The organism is Leeuwenhoekiella sp. H156, from assembly GCF_052218455.1.
Lineage (GTDB): Bacteria > Bacteroidota > Bacteroidia > Flavobacteriales > Flavobacteriaceae > Leeuwenhoekiella > Leeuwenhoekiella parthenopeia.
Window position 1 is genome coordinate 4232301 of sequence record NZ_CP197499.1, and the last position, 19281, is coordinate 4251581.

General features: G+C 42.5%; 13 protein-coding genes. 9 read left to right on the top strand and 4 right to left on the bottom strand.

Annotation, left to right across the window (positions count from 1 at the left end; translation table 11 throughout):
* Nucleotides 1–107 precede the first annotated feature (107 nt).
* From ACSSS3_RS17865 to ACSSS3_RS17875, 3 genes are all read left to right on the top strand, one after another.
* Nucleotides 108–824, top strand: coding sequence for an outer membrane lipoprotein-sorting protein (locus ACSSS3_RS17865; protein ID WP_442845777.1), 717 nt, complete (start codon nt 108–110; stop codon nt 822–824).
* Between the two features lie 167 nt (nt 825–991).
* On the top strand, nt 992–4042 hold the full coding sequence (locus ACSSS3_RS17870; RefSeq protein ID WP_442845778.1) for a WD40/YVTN/BNR-like repeat-containing protein: 3051 nt from the start codon (nt 992–994) through the stop codon (nt 4040–4042).
* A gap of 513 nt (nt 4043–4555) precedes the next feature.
* The gene (locus ACSSS3_RS17875) at nt 4556–4780 is read left to right on the top strand and encodes a hypothetical protein (RefSeq protein WP_442845779.1); all 225 of its coding nucleotides are present in this window, start codon (nt 4556–4558) and stop codon (nt 4778–4780) included.
* Between the two features lie 210 nt (nt 4781–4990).
* Here the strand turns inward: ACSSS3_RS17875 and ACSSS3_RS17880 are convergent, their stop codons facing one another.
* The gene (locus tag ACSSS3_RS17880; RefSeq protein WP_442845780.1) at nt 4991–5632 is read right to left on the bottom strand and encodes a protein-L-isoaspartate(D-aspartate) O-methyltransferase; all 642 of its coding nucleotides are present in this window, start codon (nt 5630–5632) and stop codon (nt 4991–4993) included.
* 259 nt (nt 5633–5891) lie between these two features.
* Here ACSSS3_RS17880 and ACSSS3_RS17885 point away from each other — a divergent pair, with 259 nt between their 5' ends.
* The 4 genes from ACSSS3_RS17885 (at nt 5892) to dnaN (ending at nt 10617) form a co-directional block, all read left to right on the top strand.
* Nucleotides 5892–6857, top strand: a complete 966-nt coding sequence (locus ACSSS3_RS17885) for a Gfo/Idh/MocA family protein (protein WP_442845781.1) — start codon at nt 5892–5894, stop codon at nt 6855–6857.
* Between the two features lie 15 nt (nt 6858–6872).
* Nucleotides 6873–7592: a gliding motility-associated ABC transporter permease subunit GldF gene (gene gldF, locus ACSSS3_RS17890; RefSeq protein ID WP_442845782.1), complete on the top strand. Its 720-nt coding sequence runs from the start codon at nt 6873–6875 to the stop codon at nt 7590–7592.
* A complete protein-coding gene (gene gldG / locus ACSSS3_RS17895) occupies nt 7593–9269 on the top strand; it encodes a gliding motility-associated ABC transporter substrate-binding protein GldG (protein ID WP_442845783.1) in 1677 nt (558 codons plus the stop codon).
* Between the two features lie 229 nt (nt 9270–9498).
* Nucleotides 9499–10617 (top strand): DNA polymerase III subunit beta, encoded by a 1119-nt coding sequence (gene dnaN, locus ACSSS3_RS17900; protein ID WP_228231506.1) that lies wholly within the window; start codon nt 9499–9501, stop codon nt 10615–10617.
* A gap of 133 nt (nt 10618–10750) precedes the next feature.
* Here dnaN and ACSSS3_RS17905 read toward each other — a convergent pair whose 3' ends face one another.
* From ACSSS3_RS17905 to gltB, 3 genes are all read right to left on the bottom strand, one after another.
* Nucleotides 10751–11188 (bottom strand): hypothetical protein, encoded by a 438-nt coding sequence (locus tag ACSSS3_RS17905; protein ID WP_442845784.1) that lies wholly within the window; start codon nt 11186–11188, stop codon nt 10751–10753.
* Nucleotides 11189–11302: 114 nt separating this feature from the next.
* The gene (locus ACSSS3_RS17910) at nt 11303–12769 is read right to left on the bottom strand and encodes a glutamate synthase subunit beta (RefSeq protein ID WP_442845785.1); all 1467 of its coding nucleotides are present in this window, start codon (nt 12767–12769) and stop codon (nt 11303–11305) included.
* Between the two features lie 7 nt (nt 12770–12776).
* Nucleotides 12777–17285 (bottom strand): glutamate synthase large subunit, encoded by a 4509-nt coding sequence (gltB, locus tag ACSSS3_RS17915; protein WP_228231509.1) that lies wholly within the window; start codon nt 17283–17285, stop codon nt 12777–12779.
* A gap of 473 nt (nt 17286–17758) precedes the next feature.
* Here gltB and ACSSS3_RS17920 point away from each other — a divergent pair, with 473 nt between their 5' ends.
* Nucleotides 17759–18901, top strand: a complete 1143-nt coding sequence (locus tag ACSSS3_RS17920; protein WP_442845786.1) for a porin — start codon at nt 17759–17761, stop codon at nt 18899–18901.
* An 18-nt stretch (nt 18902–18919) separates the two neighbouring features.
* Nucleotides 18920–19258, top strand: a complete 339-nt coding sequence (locus tag ACSSS3_RS17925; RefSeq protein ID WP_442845787.1) for a P-II family nitrogen regulator — start codon at nt 18920–18922, stop codon at nt 19256–19258.
* Nucleotides 19259–19281 lie beyond the last annotated feature (23 nt).

Sequence of the window (19281 nt, forward strand, 5' to 3'; positions counted from 1 at the left end):
ATCAGTAGGTTTTTGGAAAATCCTTTACTTTTAATTTTTATGACTAGATTGTGTAACACATTGGCACAATTGATGTCTTACTCGCAAAGAATCTAAAACAGAAATTTATGAAACTCGTTAAAACCTTATTTATTCTTGCTTTTGTGGCGATAGCCATGCCCCTTTCTGCACAAACGGCAGATGAAATCATCAGCACCTACATCGAAAATACCGGCGGTGATGCCTGGAATGATGTACAGGCTACTAAAATGAGTGCTACGGTTAATCAGGGCGGAATGTCGATCCCGGTGACTGTTTACAATACTAAAGACGGAAAACAAGCGGTGGTCATTGAGTTTAACGGTCAAAAAATCACCCAAATGGCTTTTGACGGAGAGACGTTATGGACTACCAATTTTATGTCTATGAAGCCCGAAAAAGCTTCGGAAGAAATGAGCAACAATATGAAGCTCAACAACAACGACTTCCCTTCTCCTCTATTACATTATAAGGAAAACGGATATGAGGTTGAATATATAGGTACCGAAACCAAAGACGGTGCAGAAACCTATAAAGTTAAAGTTGTTCAGGAGCCGGTAATGATGAATGGTGTTGAAACGCCAAGCATCAGCTACTACTATTTTGATATGGACTCGTATGTGCCTATCGCGATCGAAACAACCCAAATGGGACAGCCTATCAACATCACAATGAGTGATTATCAGGAAGTGGAAGGTCTATACTTTCCATTTGCGATGAGCCAGGCCGGTCAGCCTTTTCAAATGAGCGAGATCGTGGTGAATCCTGAGATCGACGAAACCATTTTTGACTTCCCTGTAGAGTAAACTCCAGAACTTAAAATCCTTAAAAAGGAATCTAAGAGCTTAATTAAAATCCCAAAAGGTGCCTTTACAATGTTTTGGCACCTTTTTTAGTTAAAAATCTTACTTCCTATATCGAATTAAACCGTGCTTACCGGATGCAAGTCCGCCAGTGCATAATACAAACGAAGATGAAAAAAATACTACTCAGTCTTACCGGTGCCCTGATGACGCTTGCGTCTGTAGAGGCTCAGGAAGAAATCACACTCACGGGTAAGCAACTCTTTGGCGATCTCAAAGCCCGTCAGATTGGTCCGGCTCTGATGAGCGGCCGCTTTATAGACCTGGAAGCCCATCCTACCAACAATCGTATTTTATACGCCGGTGCTGCCGGTGGCGGCGTCTGGAAAACCGAAAACGGCGGAGCCAGCTTTGAACCGGTTTTTGACGAACACGCGCAATCTATTGGTGCCATTGAAATTGATCCCACAGATCCCGATAAAACCGTTTGGGTGGGCACCGGAGAAATCTGGACCCGCAACTCGGTAAGCCTTGGCGACGGACTCTATAAATCTACCGATGGTGGCGCTACCTGGAAGAATGTAGGTTTTGAAAACTCAGAGCGCATCAGCGCTATCGTGATCAACCCCGAAAATAATCAGGAAATGTACGTCGCTGTTTTAGGCGCGCTGTGGAGCGACAGTGAAGAACGCGGCATTTATAAAAGTACCGATGGCGGGTCTTCCTGGGAAAAAGTGCTGTACACCGATACTGCAACCGGAGCGGCAGATTTGATTATGGATCCTGAAAACTCAAATGTGCTCTATGCTTCGATGTGGAAATTCCGCAGAACGCCCTGGGGTTTTGATTCGGGTGGAGCAACAAGCGGAATTTTCAAAAGCACCGATGCCGGAAAAACCTGGAATAAAATTCAAAACGGCATTCCTGAAGGAGATCTGGGCCGTATAGCGATTGCTCTTGCACCTTCAGAACCTACTATTTTATACGCTGCTGTAGAAACGGCCAGCGAAAAAACAAACGGACTCTACAAGTCTACCGATGCCGGTGCAAGCTGGGAACATTTAAACAACGACTTCGGTCTTACGGTGCGTCCTTTCTACTTCGCACGTCTGGTGGTTGATCCTAAAAATCCCGATATCGTGGTCAAAGGTGGTTTAAGCGGTTCGTTATCACGCGACGGCGGAAAGACCTTTACCGATTTGGGCTACCAGCACTCAGACATTCACGATATTGTTTTTGACCTGAAAGACAGTGACCGTATGTTTACCGCAACAGACGGCGGCGTTTACCGCAGCTGGGATGGCGGGGCAACCTTTGAAATGGTTGAAGATTTACCGGTTTCGCAGTTTTATCAGGTTTCAGTTGACGACGCAACGCCTTATAATATCTATGGTGGTTTGCAGGATAACGGTTCGTGGTACGGCCCTTCAGCCTCTCCCGGAGGCATTGAAGCCCGCGACTGGGATCGTATTGGTGAAGGAGATGGTTTCCGTGTATTGAAACACCCTACCAAGCCCTATATCTATTCGGAAATGCAGGGCGCACAAGTGGTATGGCGTTACAATCCCGAGCGTAACCAAACAAAAAATGTAGCTCCACAGCCTGAAGGCGATGAAAAATTGCGTTTTAACTGGAATGCGCCAATGGCCCTGTCAGCACACGCTCCGGATCGCTTTTATATGGGAAGTCAGTATCTGCACAAAAGTGAGGATATGGGTGATACCTGGGTTAAAATCTCGCCGGACCTGACCACAAACGATCCTAAAAAGCAGGAACTGGAATCAGGCGGATTGTCACTTGACAAATCGGGTGCTGAGACGCACACGACCATTTTTACCATTGCTGAATCTCCTTTGGATGAAAACATCATCTGGGTAGGGACCGATGATGGTAACGTACAACTCACTCAAAACGGCGGTAAAACCTGGACTAATCTGGTCGAAAACATTCCAAATTTACCGGCAAATACCTGGGTGTATCATATTGAAGCCAGCGTTCACAACAAGGGCACGGCGTATGCGGTTTTTGACGGTCACGCTACCGGCGATATGAATACCTATGTGTATAAAACCACCGATTTCGGTAAAACCTGGAATTCTTTGGTAACGGATGAAATAAAAGGTTTCGCCCGAAACATTCAGGAAGATTACGAAAGTGAAGATCTGTTGTTTTTGGGAACCGAATTTGGTCTGTTTATCACCGTTGATGGCGGTAAACACTGGTCGCATTTCACCAACAACCTTCCGCCGGTTGCGGTGCATTATATTGAATTGCAAAAGCAAACTTCCGATTTAGTCTTGGGAACTCACGGTCGGGGTGTGATCATCATCGATGACATTTCGCCTTTACGACAAATCAATCAGGATGTTTTAGCGGAAGAACTGCACTTTTTTGAAACTCCTGCCGGAATTATTGATGAAAGCTCGGGCTTTGGCAGCACCAGTACCGAAACGCAGTTTGTGGGTCCAAACCCGAGCAAACAGGCTAAGATTATGTATTACCTTAAAAAGCGTCACACTTTTGGTAAAATGACGATGGAAATCAGAGATATGGAAGGCAATCTTATAGCAGAGCCTGCTCCCGGAAAATCTAAAGGTCTGAATATTGTGCTTTGGGATCAGCTGAAAAAGGCACCTAAAGTTGCGGTGGGTAAAATACCTTCATTTGTAGCGGCTCCTAAAGCCGAAGCCGGCACTTACAAAGTCATTATCACAAAAGGTAAAGATACCTACGAGCACAGCATTAGGGTTGAAAATGATCCCAATACCACACTGAGTGAAGCAGACCGCAAGGCACAGCGTGAGTTAACCCAGCGTCTGTTTAATGATGTGGAGGATCTCGCCTATTTGGGATACCGCATCGATCATTGGGTTGAACAACTAGAGGGCGTGGAATCCAAGAAAGCGACTAAGGCCCTTGAGGAACTCACTGCTTTGAAGAAAACTCTGGTGATCACCACCGGTGACCGCTATGTACAGGAAGCCGAATCCGAACTGCGTGAAAAGTTGAGCGAACTCTACAACAACGTGGCCGGTGCTTTTGAAAAACCCGCTCCGGTATTTTACCGCAATGCAGAAACCTACGAGGCGCAAATTAAAAATGCGTGGGAAACCTATTCTAAAATTGAAAAGAAATACCTCGAGACTATCAACGAGGAAATTCAAAAAGCAGAAAAAGAACCGGTGACTTTTAAAACGAAAGAAGATTTTCTAGCAGAATAGTTTTTTCCGGAATTAAAGTAAGCCCCGTAAAACCTCGTTTTTACGGGGCTTTTTTGTAGTACAGCCAATCGTTTACTAAACGCTTTTTGTTAGATAGGCAAAAACCAGTAAATCCTACTGTTTTCAATCAAATTTGAATGAAAGGACTATTTTATTCTTTAATCTTCTTTTTCTTCAGCGTAGCAAGAAGTCTCCGTTAAAAATTTTCGAAGCCTTGCAGAAAATTTAGGGGGCTTCTTGTGGTTTTGACTGATAAGTCAAAAACGCCTAAGAAAAAGTGTCCTTTCTTTTGGTTCGTTTTCTTTGGACAAGCAAAGAAAATGAACAAACATCATATTAAACCTATGCCTATACTACCAATAAGGCTTGAAACTGAAAACTCAAAATTATATTCTAAGAAAAACTGTTCTTTATGAAACAGATCTAATTTGGTACGATATTGACTTCCAACTATTGGTTTTTTGGCGTTTTGCGTTTCGTTTTGTAAATTTTAAAAGTTAAGAAAATATGATTATGAATGAGCAACGCAAAAGAAACATCCGCAAACGAATAGCAAAACAACTATTAGGCGTCAGTATCGCCTGGATCACCGGTATGGCATTGGTAGGATTTGCACTTACTCAGGTAAAGCCGGTAGAACTGATTGAATTGAAATTTATACCGGTATATGCGGTGGCCTTACTTTCAGCTGTTGGCCTTGGCTGGTATTACTACACCTACCAGCAATTACGGGGATAGATTTTTCGCATTCGCGAAAGCATAACAACCTAATTTTACTCACTACCCCGCTATTTAAGTCTATTGGCTCAAATCCGAACAATGTCAGCTAGTATGTAAAATCGGTTAAAAGCAATAACTCAATAATCAATAACTACATTGATCATGCTGAAAACCTCGCCTTAAAGTCATCGATTTTAAACCGATTGAAAAAATCAAGTTTTAGAAAATTTAGTTTTTATCCTCCAACAAGGGTACAAATCGAAACTCTCCGTATTCCCTTTTCTCAAATTCCGTTTCTGATTTTCGGATGATGCGTATCATGGTCTGCACCTCGTCTCCTACCGGAATGACCAGCTTCCCTCCTATTTTCAATTGTGCTAAAAGCGGTTTTGGAATATAGGGAGCTCCTGCGGTTACAATGATTCCGTCAAACGGAGCAAACTCGGGCATTCCCAAATACCCGTCACCAAAACTCAGGCGTTTGGGTCGATATCCCAATTTGGTCAGGAAATTTTTGGTCTTCTTAAACAATTCCTGCTGGCGTTCTATACTGTACACCTTAGCTCCCACTTCACAAAGCACGGCGGTTTGATACCCGCTTCCGGTGCCTATTTCCAGAATTTTATCTCCTTTTTTGATTTCAAGCAATTCGGTTTGAAATCCTACGGTATACGGCTGCGAAATGGTCTGATCTGCGGCAATAGGAAATGCCTTGTCCTGATAGGCGTGATCTTCAAAACTGCTGTCCATAAAAAAGTGACGCGGAATTTTGCGTATAGCCTCAAGTACCCGCGGATCTTTGACTCCTTTTTTTTCTACAATCTGAGCCAGTAAACGGCGCTTTCCCTGGTGACGTGTAGTATCATTCATACCGCTAAAATAAGCAAAGCAGCCCCACTCCTGCCAGTCTTTAAACTATAATTTTTCAACAGTAAGAGCTGTTTCAGATAAATTCGATGTTCCAAATGAATCACTTTAAACTTAATGCCACTGCTGCTTAGCAGTTTCCTCTATATTGTCGGTCAGAAAACCTATTTTTGTATGCATCATCAGCTTTTGATGAAATTAAAGAAACACCGTTTCCTTTGCGGAAACTTCACGCTCACCAGTTGAGTTAAATAAAGAATTTATGCTTAAAGCCGGCGTTCTGGGTGCAGGTCACCTGGGTAAAATACACCTGAAATTATTACAACAATCTGAATATTATGAACTCGTAGGATTTTACGACGAGTCTGAATCTGTAGCCGCAGCTGTGGCAGAAGAATTTGGTTACAAGCGTTTTCCCACGATGCAGTCACTCATAGAAGCCTGTGATATGATTGATGTGGTGACGCCAACCACCCATCACTTTGATTGCGCAGAGCAGGTAATCAAAGCCGGTAAACATTTGTTTATTGAAAAACCCATTACCCAAACCGTTGAGCAGGCTGTTGCGATACGCGAACTCGCCAAAAAACACGGTGTACGCGGGCAGGTAGGTCATGTAGAACGTTTCAATCCGGCGTTTACTGCCGTTAACGACCTTATTGACAATCCTATGTTTATCGAAGCGCATCGCCTGGCAGAATTCAACCCGCGTGGGACCGATGTGCCTGTGGTGCTCGATTTGATGATACACGATATTGACGCGATTCTTAGCGTTGTGCAAAGCGAGGTTAAAAGCATCTCGGCTTCGGGCGTTGCGGTTATTAGTGACACCCCAGACATCGCCAACGCGCGTATTGAGTTTGCAAACGGCTGTGTGGCTAACCTGACGGCCAGCAGAATCTCGATGAAAAAAATGCGTAAAGCCCGGTTCTTTCAGCGTGATGCATACATTTCAGTAGATTTTCTGGAGAAAAAATGTGAGGTGGTGCGTATGAAGGACGCTCCTGAAAATCCGGATGATTTTGCGATGATTCTTCAAAATGCAGAAGGAGTTAAAAAACAAATTTATTTTGATAACCCTGAGGTAGAGCCGAATAACGCGATTCTCGATGAACTTAACGCTTTCGCGAAAGCGATACAACAAGATGAGACGCCTGTCGTTAGTCTGGCACAGGGAACCGAAGCCTTGCGGGTCGCGATGAAAATCATTGCAGATCTCGAAAAATAATCTGGTACAGCGTTTATGTTTAGCATTTTAAAAAAAGAATTTCATTCCTTTTTTGCTTCGCCGGTAGGCTATCTTGTGATCGGGCTGTTTTTAGTGCTCAACGGCTTGTTTTTATGGGTGTTCGACTCCGGTTTCAACATCTTTGATTACGGTTTTGCAGACCTAACGCCCTTTTTTCAACTCACACCGTGGATTTTTATTTTCCTGATTCCGGCGGTGACCATGCGCAGTTTTAGTGACGAACTCAGACTGGGAACTCTTGAGCTTTTACTGGCTCGGCCCATCAGTCCGCTACAGCTTATTTTAGGTAAATTTCTGGGCGCGCTAACGCTGATTATTTTAGCACTGATCCCTACTCTGGTCTATGTGTACGCTATCGACCAACTGGGTAATCCGCCTGGAAATTTTGACTCGGGGATTTTAATAGGTTCGTATCTGGGCCTTTTGTTTCTGGCGGCGTCCTATACCGCGATAGGCATTTTCGCATCTATGCTTTCTGAAAATCAAATAGTGGCCTTTTTGATCGCAGTTTTTCTGTGCTTCCTGTTTTACTTTGGTTTTGATGCGCTTTCCGGCTTTTTAAATGCTGAAGCTATGAGCAACATCAGTCTTAAAACCCATTTTGAAAGTATAAGCCGGGGCGTCATAGACAGTCGTGACCTTGTTTATTTTCTGGTGCTTAGCGCTGTTTTTATAGGTTTAACCTATTTGAAACTTCAATCTAAAAACAACTAAATGAAAATCAAATTCCAGATTCTGATTTTTAGCGGAGCTCTTGCAGCCCTCTGGTTTTTAGCTCAGCAGTTTTACTTTAGGCTAGATCTTACCGCTGATGGCCGGTATACCCTTTCGGAAACCTCAGAGACCATTATCTCTAAAGCCAACGAACCTTTGATTGTTGATGTTTTTCTGGAAGGTAATGTCCCCGATGCCTTTAAAAAGCTACAACTCGAAACCCGTCAATTGCTTGAGGAATATGCATCAGAAAACCCCAACATCAAGTTTGCCTTCATAAACCCGATACCAGAGGGAGCACCTGTAGAACAGATCGCTCAGGATTTCAATAACCGCGGAATGCGGCCTCAACAGGTTCAACTTCGCGATAATGGCAAAACGAGCCAGGAATTTGTTTTCCCCTGGGCAATGGCTTCATACAAAGGTAAAACGGTTCCTGTTCCACTTTTAAAGAAAACTCTGGATGCAGATCCCGAAACATTCATAAGCAGGTCTGTACAAAATTTAGAATATGCCTTTAGTGATGCTTTTTTTAAACTTTTAAATCCTAAAAGCAAGCGCATAGCGGTGCTGAAAGGTAATGGCGAATTGCAGGACCGGTATATTGCCGATTTGTTTAGAACGCTGCGCGAAAGTTATTTTATCGCGCCTTTTCCGCTTGACTCCGTAAATCTAAAGGCCGATACGGTAATGACTGCCCTTCAGAAATTTGATTTGGTTGTCGCTGCTAAACCTACCCGTGCCTTTACCGATGTCGAAAAATATGCCCTGGATCAGTACATCATAAACGGTGGAAAGTCCTTGTTTTTAATCGATCAGGTGGCGATGGAGACCGATAGTCTTTACAAACGCAACGGAATGGCCCTCGCAACCGCCCGGGATTTAAATCTAAACGACTTCTTTTTCAATTATGGCTTGCGTATAAATCCGGTTCTGGTAGAAGATCTGTATGCAGCTCCTTTGGTCCTGGCCAGCGGAGAAGGCAGCGAGTCGCAGTACACGCAATTGCCCTGGTTTTATTATCCTCTGGTTACGCCGGAAGAAAATCACCCAATCAATACCAATATTGACAATCCGGTGGTTTTTGAATACGTCAATCAAATTGATTTACTGAATAACGGACTAAAGCAGACCGTTTTGCTGCAAAGCTCTCAACTTTCAAAAATTGACGGAGTACCCTTTCCTATAACTCTGGAATCAATCACAACAGAACCATCTCCTGAACGCTATGCCGCCGGGCCTCAAAATCTTGCTGTTTTGGTAGAAGGACAGTTTACCTCTGCCTTTAAAAACCGAATTCTTCCGGTTGAAAACAGCAGCATTCCTTTTCGCGAGAGCGCAACAAAACCAAATGCGATGCTGGTCATAGCAGACGGTGATGTCATTAAAAATGATCTGGATCAAAACGGAAGACCTCTTGAACTGGGCTTCGATAAATTTACCTTTAAAGAGTACGGCAATAAAGAATTTTTACTGAATGCCGTGAATTATCTTTTGGACGATTCAGGTCTTATTAACATACGCAGCAAGACAATCGTCCTGCCCGCGCTTGATTCTTTAAAAACTTCAAATGAACGCTTCACGTGGCAAGCCTTGACATTAGGGCTTCCGCTGGGTATTCTCATGATTTTTGGTCTCCTCTACACCTACCTGCGCCGTCGTAAATACAAGGGCTAAGTGTTAATAAGTTTGTTTCGGCAAAAAATACGATTAAGATATCTTTGTTTAGCTGAAAAATCAGCCATAAAACCTAAACAAACAGCCTTAAATGCTCGTGTTGACACCAATGTAACATCAGCTGAGGCTAAGTTTACAAAACGCCAGAAAAGGCATTTAAAGCATAATAACCAATACCGGCTTTTACAGTTAATTACTGATTTTGTAGAGTTGGTAAAATTCTAAATAAATGAAATTTATTGTATCAAGTTCTTACCTGCTTAAACAGCTACAGGTTTTAGGAGGGGTCATCAATAACAGTAACACACTACCCATTCTTGACAATTTTTTATTTGAGCTCGACGAAAACGTTCTCAAAGTTTCTGCTTCTGATCTGGAGACTACCATGATTGCAAATCTTGAAGTAGAGTCTGAAGATAGCGGCAGTATTGCCGTACCTGCACGTCTGCTTCTTGATACCTTAAAAACATTTCCTGAGCAACCGCTTACGTTTGTTGCCGGAGATACCAATACGATTGAGATCAGCTCAAATCACGGTAAATATGCTCTGGCTTATGCCAGCGGTGAAGAATTCCCCAATGCTGTAGAACTGGATGATCCCAGTAAAGTAACGATTCCTGCTGCGGTTTTAGCTACTGCGGTGAGCAATACGATTTTCGCAACCGGTAATGACGATTTAAGACCGGTAATGAGTGGGGTTTTCTTTCAGTTTAGTACCGAAGGATTGACCTTTGTGGCGACTGATGCCCACAAATTGGTTAAATACCAAAGATCTGACGTACAGGCGTCACAAACCGCAGAGTTTATTATGCCTAAAAAGCCTCTTAATCTCCTAAAAGGAATTCTGGCTGCCAGTGATGATGATATTACGGTTGAATACAACGATTCTAACGCAAAGTTCAGCTTTGACAACGTAGAATTGCTTTGTCGTCTTATCGACGGAAAATACCCCAATTACGAAGCGGTAATCCCGAAAGAGAATCCAAATAAACTGACTATAGATCGCAACCAGTTTTTGAACTCGGTGCGCAGGGTTTCTATTTTCTCAAACAAAACAACGCATCAGATCCGCCTGAAAATCGCAGGTGCTGAGCTTAATATTTCTGCTGAAGATATCGACTACAGCAATAAAGCCGAAGAACGTCTTACCTGTGATTATCAGGGAGACGACATGCAAATAGGCTTTAACAGTCGCTTTTTGGTAGAAATGCTGAATAATCTAAACGCCAACGATGTTTCCCTCGAAATGTCACTTCCTAACCGTGCCGGAATTCTTACTCCGGTTGATGGTCTTGATGAAGGCGAAGCAGTTACCATGCTGGTTATGCCGGTAATGCTTAATAATTAAAATAAGAGTAAGTAAGTACCTTTTATTATTTTCCGAAAACGTCTTTTTGAGCCTTCAGAAAGGCGTTTTTATTTATAAAAAAAAGGATTCCGTCGTATGGCGGAATCCTTTTTAACTGTTTCGATTTTTGATTTTAGTTGAAAGCGTATTCTAAACCGGGACCGTCACAGGCGCTCCAGCTTCCGGTTAATTCGTTAGAACTGGTGTATCTCAGAAGCTCGATGTTATCACCGGTACAATTGCCGTAAGCTTCGTTTTTAGTATCGTGTGTAAACCGCAGATGCTTATCACTGTTGATCATCACGATTTCAAAAGTTCCGGTAGAGCGATACTCTTTATCATCGCGCTGTTGAACCTTTTCAAATTTCATGTCGTTTTTCAACAGAAAATATTCCTGCCATTCCATCTCCTCGCCGGTAGTTTGAGAACCTCGCATCTGGCCGCTCATCGCTACGAGCTCCAATTTTACAGGTTCTGATTGGGCTTGTAAATCTGAAGATTTTTCTTCTTCATCACTACAGGAGAACAACGTGATGAATACAAATAAAATAATGGGACTTAGTCTTTTCATAGGTTTAATCGATTCTTTTGTCTTTATAGATTCAATAACCGTGCGAAGGTTGCGTTAGAAACAAAAAAAAGACCGAAATAGATTCGGTCTTTTTATCTGAATTTGTTTAAGTATTTAAACGCGAGGCAAATCGCCATCTCCTTTAAGCGGAAGATCTGATTTCCCCATCAGGTATTTATCTACGTAATGAGCTGCCTGGCGGCCTTCGGAAATGGCCCATACGATTAAGGATTGTCCTCTGCGGGTATCTCCTGCGGCAAAAACGCCGGGTACATTAGTCATATAATCTTCAGGAGACGCTTCAATATTTGTACGCGCATCCATCTTAATACCCAACTGTTCGGCGATAGTAGGCTCGCTTCCGGTAAAACCAAGAGCTAAGAGAACCATATCTGCCTTCCATTCTTTTTCTGTTCCGGGAACTTCAGAAAGATTAGGGCGTTCTCCGGGCTTGTGTGTCCATTCTACTTCGGTAGTGACCAGACCGGTAAGGTTACCGTTTTCGTCCCCAACAAATTTTTTGGTAGAAATAGAGAAAAAGCGCTCTGCACCTTCCTTGTGCGACGAACTGGTACGCAGACGCATAGGCCAATACGGCCAGGGCTGATTTTCAGGTCGATCTGGCGTTCCTTTACTCATAATCTCAAAGTTCTTAACGCTGGTCGCCCCGTGTCTGATAGAAGTACCTATACAGTCGCTTCCGGTGTCTCCACCACCAATAACAATAACATCTTTTCCGGTGGCTTTGATTTCTTCACCTTCCCATTGCAAACCATCAACACGACGGTTGTTTTGAGGAAGAAAATCCATCGCCTGGTAAATTCCTTTTAGATCAGAACCCGGAATAGGCAAATTACGTCTTACGGTTGCTCCTGTTGAAAGCACAACGGCATCGTACTCTGACTTTAACTGGTCTGCAGTTACGTCTTTACCAACGTGCACACCGCATTTAAAGCTTATGCCTTCTTCTTCTAAAACAGCAAGGCGACGATCGATGACATGCTTTTCCATTTTAAAATCAGGAATTCCATAGCGTAATAATCCACCTGCTTTCTCATCGCGCTCATAGACGGTTACCAGATGACCGGCACGGTTAAGCTGCTGAGCCGCAGCAAGACCTGCAGGTCCCGAACCGATAACAGCGACTTTTTTACCGGTGCGCTTTTGTGGAGGATTTGCTTTAATCCAGCCGTTTTTAAAAGCCTCTTCAGCAATATTTTTTTCAATATTCTCAATACTTACGGGGTCTTCATTAATACCCAGTACGCAGGCTTCTTCACAAGGTGCAGGACACAATCTTCCCGTAAATTCAGGAAAGTTGTTGGTACCGTGTAAAATTTGTGAAGCTTCTTCCCAACGCTCGCGATAAACCGCGTCATTAAAGTCTGGAATGAGGTTACCCAGCGGGCAACCACTGTGGCAAAATGGAATTCCACAGTCCATACAACGTGCTCCCTGTTTTTTTAATTCCGATTTATCGAGCGGGATGGTAAATTCTTCGTATTTCTGAATCCGTTCCTCAACAGGTTTGTACGGTTCATTTTTTCTTTCGTATTCTAAAAATCCGGTTGTCTTTCCCATGATTCTATTATTCCGTTAAATCTGTTAATTTTTCTTCTTCTTCCAGTCTTATTAAAGCTCTGCGGTATTCTTCAGGCAGTACCTTAACAAACTTGGGCAGGTAGGTATTCCAATCTTCAAGAATACGCTGCGCCAGCGAACTTTGGGTGTAGTTGTAATGGTTTGTGATGAGTTCACGAAGCTGATTGATATCGTCTTCTTCGGTCACCGGATCCAGATTTAAATCTTCGGCATTACACTTCGATTTAAAGGTTCCGTCCATATCCAGAACATAACCAATACCGCCACTCATACCGGCACCAAAGTTACGTCCGGTTTTACCCAGAATTACGGCAACACCTCCGGTCATATACTCACAACCGTGATCACCTATACCTTCTACAACGGCAACAGCACCACTGTTACGTACGCAGAAACGCTCACCGGCTACACCGTTAAAATAGGCTTCCCCACTGGTCGCACCATAAAGTGCCACGTTACCAATAATGATGTTTTCATTAGCCACAAAGGTTGCTTCTTCAGGAACCTTAACAATCAGGCGGGCTCCGGAAAGACCTTTACCTACATAATCATTAGCGTTACCATCTACTTTAAGAGTTAAACCACGTGTGGCAAATGCTCCAAAACTCTGACCGGCAGAACCTCTAAAGTTTACCTTGAGGGTGTTATCGGGTAATCCCTGTTCACCGTAGATTTTTGAGATTTCGTTACTCAAAATAGCTCCTACAGCACGATCCAGGTTTGTGATATCTAAATCTAAAGTGGTTTTTTCCTTACGGAATAAAGCCGTGTGCGCCAGTTCTATAATTTCAAAATCGATGGATTTCTCCAGATGATGATTTTGGGTTTCGGTATTGTAAATTTTAACTCCTTCCGGCACCTGAATGTGATGCAGAATAGGTGATAAATCAACACCTGCTGCCTTAAAGTGCTCGATTGCTTTATTTCGATCTAACTTATGCGCCTGACCTACCATTTCATCAACGGTACGGAAACCAAGCTGAGCCATAATTTCACGCAATTCTTCAGCGATGAAATACATAAAGTTTACCACATGTTCCGGCTGACCCTTGAATTTCTTACGCAATTCAGGATTTTGAGTAGCAATACCTACCGGGCAGGTGTTTAGGTGACATACACGCATCATGATACAGCCCGAAGCTACCAATGGTGCGGTTGCAAAACCAAACTCTTCGGCTCCCAATAAACAAGCTACTGCCACGTCACGACCTGTTTTAAGCTGGCCGTCGCACTCCAGACGAATGCGGCTACGCAGATCATTAAGTACCAAAGTCTGTTGCGCCTCGGCAATACCCAATTCCCAGGGTAGACCGGCGTGACGCAATGAAGTTAGCGGTGAAGCTCCCGTACCACCGTCGTATCCCGAAATCAGGATTACATCGGCCATTGCTTTAGCAACACCGGCAGCAACTGTACCTACACCAACTTCTGAAACCAGTTTCACGTTAATACGTGCTTCGCGGTTTGCAGACTTCAGGTCATAGATTAGCTGAGCTAAATCTTCAATTGAATAAATATCGTGGTGTGGTGGTGGTGAGATCAAACCTACGTATGGTGTACTCTTACGGGTCTTGGCAATAAATTTATTAACCTTTTCACCCGGTAACTGACCACCTTCTCCAGGTTTTGCACCCTGAGCCATTTTAATCTGAATCTCAGAAGCACTGGTCAAATAGTTACTGGTTACTCCAAATCGACCGGAAGCTACCTGCTTGATGGCCGAGTTTTTCCAGTCACCGTTTGGACTCTTATAAAAACGCTCTGCATCTTCACCTCCTTCTCCACTGTTACTCTTACCGCCAATACGGTTCATCGCAACAGCGAGGTTTTCGTGTGCTTCCTTACTGATAGAACCGTAAGACATAGCTCCGGTTTTGAAACGTTTTACGATTTCAGTCCAGGGCTCTACTTCTTCAATTGGAATAGGATCGTAATTTGAAAATTCAAAGAGTCCACGAATAGTCATCAATTGCTTAGACTGCTCATTTACGAGTTTTGAATATTCCTTATAGGTTTTTGGATCGTTTTGACGTACAGCCTCCTGTAGTTTTGCTATGGTTAACGGATTAAACATATGTTTTTCTCCGTTACGACGCCAGCGGTAGTCACCCCCAATTTCCATTTCCAGATTTCCGGAAATATCCTGTCTTTTAAACGTGCGGTTGTGGCGCTTGGCTATCTCCTGCTCTACTTCATAAAGGCCTATACCTTCAATACGGCTGGGCGTATTTGGGAAGTATTTGTTAATCAACGAAGAATTTAAACCAAGAGCTTCAAATAAACGTGATCCACGATACGAGTTAAGGGTAGAAATACCAATCTTGTTCATAACCTTGATCACTCCTTTACCTACGGCCTTGTTGTAGTTTTCAACAGCCTGCTGGAATTCGATATTTTCAAGGTTTCCGTCTGCGATTTCCTCTCTGATGATTTCATTTACCATATACGGGTTGATCGCACTGGCTCCGTAACCAAACAGCAAAGCGAAATGGTGAACTTCACGAGGCTCAGCAGACTCGATGATTATACTCATCTTAGAACGCTGCCCACTGCGGAAAAGTCCGCTGTTCATATACGAGGTTCCCAGTAGTGCGGGTATAGGTGCCATCTTCTCATCAACACCACGGTCTGAAAGAATCAGGATCGTATGTCCTTCATCAATAGCCTGTGAAGCCTGAGCAACCATATCGTTTAAGGCATCTTCAAGTCCGTTTAAACCGCGATTTGCTTCATAAAGCATCGGGATTGTACGCACTTTAAAGTGCGGATGATCAAAATTTTTGATCTTATCTAAATCTTCTTTAGAAATTACCGGATTTTGGATTCGGATTTTTTTACAATACTCAGGAACAATCTCCATAAGGTTTGTATCAGGACCCAAAGTGAGGCTCAAATCGGTAATTAATTCTTCGCGAATACCATCTAGAGGTGGGTTTGTTACCTGAGCAAACAACTGTTTGAAATAGTTGTACAGCAACTGAGGCCGGTCTGAAAGTACAGCCAATGGCGTGTCTGACCCCATCGAGCCAATAGGCTCTTTACCTTTGTTTGCCATAGGCAAGATAATGGTACGTATATCTTCCTGAGTATAACCAAAAGCATTCTTGCGTAAGTCGAATATAGTGTCCTCTTTTTCGATTTCCACATCACGGTATGGAATGTCTCTAAGATGTACTCTGTGTTCATCAAGCCATTTACCGTAGGTATTTTGAGTTACGATGCGCTCCTTGATCTCTTCATCGTTTACAATACGTCCCGCTTTCATGTCTACTAAAAACATCTTACCGGGCTCCAGTCTTCCGTGAAACTCTACATTTTCGGGCTCTATTTCGAGAACTCCGGTTTCTGAAGACATAATCACGTAACCGGTTTTGGTAACCGTATAGCGTGAAGGACGCAATCCGTTTCGGTCTAAAACCGCACCGATATAATCACCATCTGTAAAAGGAATAGACGCCGGACCATCCCAGGGTTCCATAATACAGCTGTTAAATTCATAGAAAGCTTTTTTAGCCTCGCTCATCTCTTTATGCTTTTCCCAGGCTTCCGGAACCAGCATCATCATAATCTCGGGTAATGAACGGCCAGACATCAGCAACAGCTCTACCACCATATCCATAGAAGCAGAATCTGATTTGCCCGGAAGAATTATTGGGAATAAATCCTGAATCTCTTCACCAAACCATTTGGATTGAAGCAATTCTTCACGGCTGCGCATACGCGAAACATTACCGCGCAGGGTGTTGATCTCCCCGTTATGACACATATATCTAAACGGCTGAGCCAAGTCCCAGGTTGGGAAGGTATTGGTCGAAAAACGCTGGTGAACCAATGCCAGGCGTGTCGTAAGCTTAGGATCTAAAAGATCGGTATAGTAATACTTAATATCTTCAGGCATCAGAAGCCCTTTAAATATTAAGGTCTTATTAGACAAACTTGGAAGGTAAAAATAGGAACGCTCCGATAGTTTACTCTTTAATATGGTATGCTCGGTAATTTTACGGGCGGTATAGAGTTTAATCATAAACTCCTGCTCTTCCATTTTGGCATCTGGCTTACCTATAAAGATTTGCTCTATGTGCGGTTCTACGCTCGCAGCAATACTGCCCAGGTAACCGGCATCAACCGGAACTTTCCTCCAGCCTAGCAAAACAAGACCTTTAGCCTTAAGCTGCTCTTCAAATATTTTTTTACAATAGGCTCTTTGATTTTCTTTTTTAGGCAAAAACACATTACCTACAGCATACTCCCGTGCCTCAGGGAGTTCAAAATCACATTTGTCTTTAAAAAAATCGTAAGGTATATCTATAAGAATACCCGCACCATCTCCTGTTTTCCCATCACTACTTACTGCACCACGGTGTTCCAGTTTTTCGAGAATTTCAAGAGCCTTATGAATGATATCATTAGACTGCTTTCCTTCAAGACTACAAATGAACCCGGCACCGCAATTTTCGTGCTCCCATTCTGGTGAATATAAACCCTGTTTTTCCATAAAATTTAAGCTCTTTTTTAACGTAAGAATGATAAAGCTATTCAATAAACTCAAATGCCAATAATTTTCAAGAATAAGATTTTTATTATTTCATTTTTAGCAAAATATTGACTTTAAATTATAAAGAACTCAAAATAAATGGGTCCTTTTTATTGAATATGAAACGCATTTTTGGCAAAAAATGGCGTTTTCAGTAAAAAGCAGAAATTATCTTTTTCTTAAGCCAATGTTAAGATTCGACGTTTTTGGTGCTTTTTTATCCTAAAAATTACTAAAAATCAATCAAAATGGCACATTATCCATAATGGAAATGGCAATTTTGAGTTTTCGCAATCGCTTTCGTATAACATACCCTAAAAAAATAGGGGGTATATTTACATAAATAGCAAAAATTAAAGGGTGACCCCCAAAATATTTGGGGGTAACTTCAAATAATGTCTAGTTTAGCAACTCACCAATTAATCAATTTTAAAATGAGAAAATTACTAGTACCCTTTATGCTATGTTTAAGCTTAACTGCTTTTGCTCAAGAAGAAGAAACTTCATGGACTGATGGTTTTACTTTATCGGGATCTGTTGATGCCTATTTTAGACAAAACATTACTGCTCCCAATAAATTATTGCCAATAGATCTAGATGGAGATGGAGAAGACAATGATTATGTAAAGCCCGGTACTTCATTTGCGAACCGCCCTGGTTTTGCCCTTGGTATGGCTAACCTGGTTCTTTCTTATGAAAAAGGAAGCGTAGGTGCTGTAGCTGATCTTGTTTACGGTCCTCGCGGAGAAGAGGCTGTTTTCAACTCTATGGGAAATTCAAGTATTGTAAATCAACTTTATGTTTATTGGAATGTGAGCGAAAGTGTTAAATTAACTTTTGGTAACTGGAATACTTTTTTAGGATACGAGGTTATCTCTCCTGCTTCAAATTTCAACTACTCTACATCGTATATGTTCTCTTACGGACCGTTCTCTCACAGTGGTCTTAAAGCAGACTTTGCTATTGATGACAACTGGAGCGCTATGCTTGCTGTAATGAACCCAACAGATTTTACAGAATTCAATCCTGTAGGTAGCTATACCTTTGGGGGGCAGTTAGGCTATTCTACAGATTCGGGCAGCACCTTCCTAAATGTACTTTATGGAGATCAGAATGGAAATTATACCGACGAAGGTGGTGCTGACGGTCAAGGGTCAACATTTCAGGTTGATCTTACTACCGGCTACGACGTTTCTGATGCATTCTACTTAGGTCTTAATGCAACTTACAATACTACTGATGCCGGTGATCTTGGCGGTGACAGTTTTGGTTTTTACGGAGTTGCTTTATATGCACAGGCTGCACTTAGCGATTCATTTTCTATAGGATTACGTCCTGAATATTTCAGCGAATTTGCTGGCGGTGCAGGTGCTATAGGTGGATATGACGCTGAAGGCGATGCAAATGTATTTGCTGTGACATTATCAGGTAACGCAAAAGTTGGTCCTTTAACATTTATTCCCGAATTTAGATTAGATTCTGCTAGCGAGGATGTATTCCTGGATGATTTTGATGGGACACCATCATACTCAGGAAGTCTGGGATCATTCCTTCTTGCGGCCGTATATTCATTTTAATCTAAAATCACATTTACAATGAAAAAAATTGAAGCAATTATTAGAAAATCTAAGTTCTCAGCCGTTAAAAAAGCTTTGCACGAAAAAGGAGTAAACTTCTTTTCTTACTGGGATGTTACCGGTTTAGGAAACGAAAAACACGGTCACGTTTACCGCGGGGTTTCTTACAGCACCAGCGACATTCAGCGCAGATACCTTTCTATAGTAGTTAACGACGACTTTGAGCAGGCGACCATAAGCGCAATACTTGAAGCAGGAGCTACCGGTGAAGTGGGTGATGGTAAAATCTTTGTCTCTAACGTAGAGGAAGCTTACCGAATCAGAACCGGAAAGAAAGGTGGAGACACTTTAAACTAAAAATTAACCTAATCAAAATTTTA

What these genes read in the sequence shown, in the direction of transcription:
- ACSSS3_RS17865 (WP_442845777.1), top strand. Translation starts at nt 108, where the DNA reads ATGAAACTCGTTAAAACCTTATTTATTCTTGCTTTTGTGGCGATAGCC.
- ACSSS3_RS17870 (WP_442845778.1), top strand. Translation starts at nt 992, where the DNA reads ATGAAAAAAATACTACTCAGTCTTACCGGTGCCCTGATGACGCTTGCG.
- ACSSS3_RS17875 (WP_442845779.1), top strand. Translation starts at nt 4,556, where the DNA reads ATGAATGAGCAACGCAAAAGAAACATCCGCAAACGAATAGCAAAACAA.
- ACSSS3_RS17880 (WP_442845780.1), bottom strand. Translation starts at nt 5,632, where the DNA reads ATGAATGATACTACACGTCACCAGGGAAAGCGCCGTTTACTGGCTCAG.
- ACSSS3_RS17885 (WP_442845781.1), top strand. Translation starts at nt 5,892, where the DNA reads ATGCTTAAAGCCGGCGTTCTGGGTGCAGGTCACCTGGGTAAAATACAC.
- gldF (WP_442845782.1), top strand. Translation starts at nt 6,873, where the DNA reads ATGTTTAGCATTTTAAAAAAAGAATTTCATTCCTTTTTTGCTTCGCCG.
- gldG (WP_442845783.1), top strand. Translation starts at nt 7,593, where the DNA reads ATGAAAATCAAATTCCAGATTCTGATTTTTAGCGGAGCTCTTGCAGCC.
- dnaN (WP_228231506.1), top strand. Translation starts at nt 9,499, where the DNA reads ATGAAATTTATTGTATCAAGTTCTTACCTGCTTAAACAGCTACAGGTT.
- ACSSS3_RS17905 (WP_442845784.1), bottom strand. Translation starts at nt 11,188, where the DNA reads ATGAAAAGACTAAGTCCCATTATTTTATTTGTATTCATCACGTTGTTC.
- ACSSS3_RS17910 (WP_442845785.1), bottom strand. Translation starts at nt 12,769, where the DNA reads ATGGGAAAGACAACCGGATTTTTAGAATACGAAAGAAAAAATGAACCG.
- gltB (WP_228231509.1), bottom strand. Translation starts at nt 17,285, where the DNA reads ATGGAAAAACAGGGTTTATATTCACCAGAATGGGAGCACGAAAATTGC.
- ACSSS3_RS17920 (WP_442845786.1), top strand. Translation starts at nt 17,759, where the DNA reads ATGAGAAAATTACTAGTACCCTTTATGCTATGTTTAAGCTTAACTGCT.
- ACSSS3_RS17925 (WP_442845787.1), top strand. Translation starts at nt 18,920, where the DNA reads ATGAAAAAAATTGAAGCAATTATTAGAAAATCTAAGTTCTCAGCCGTT.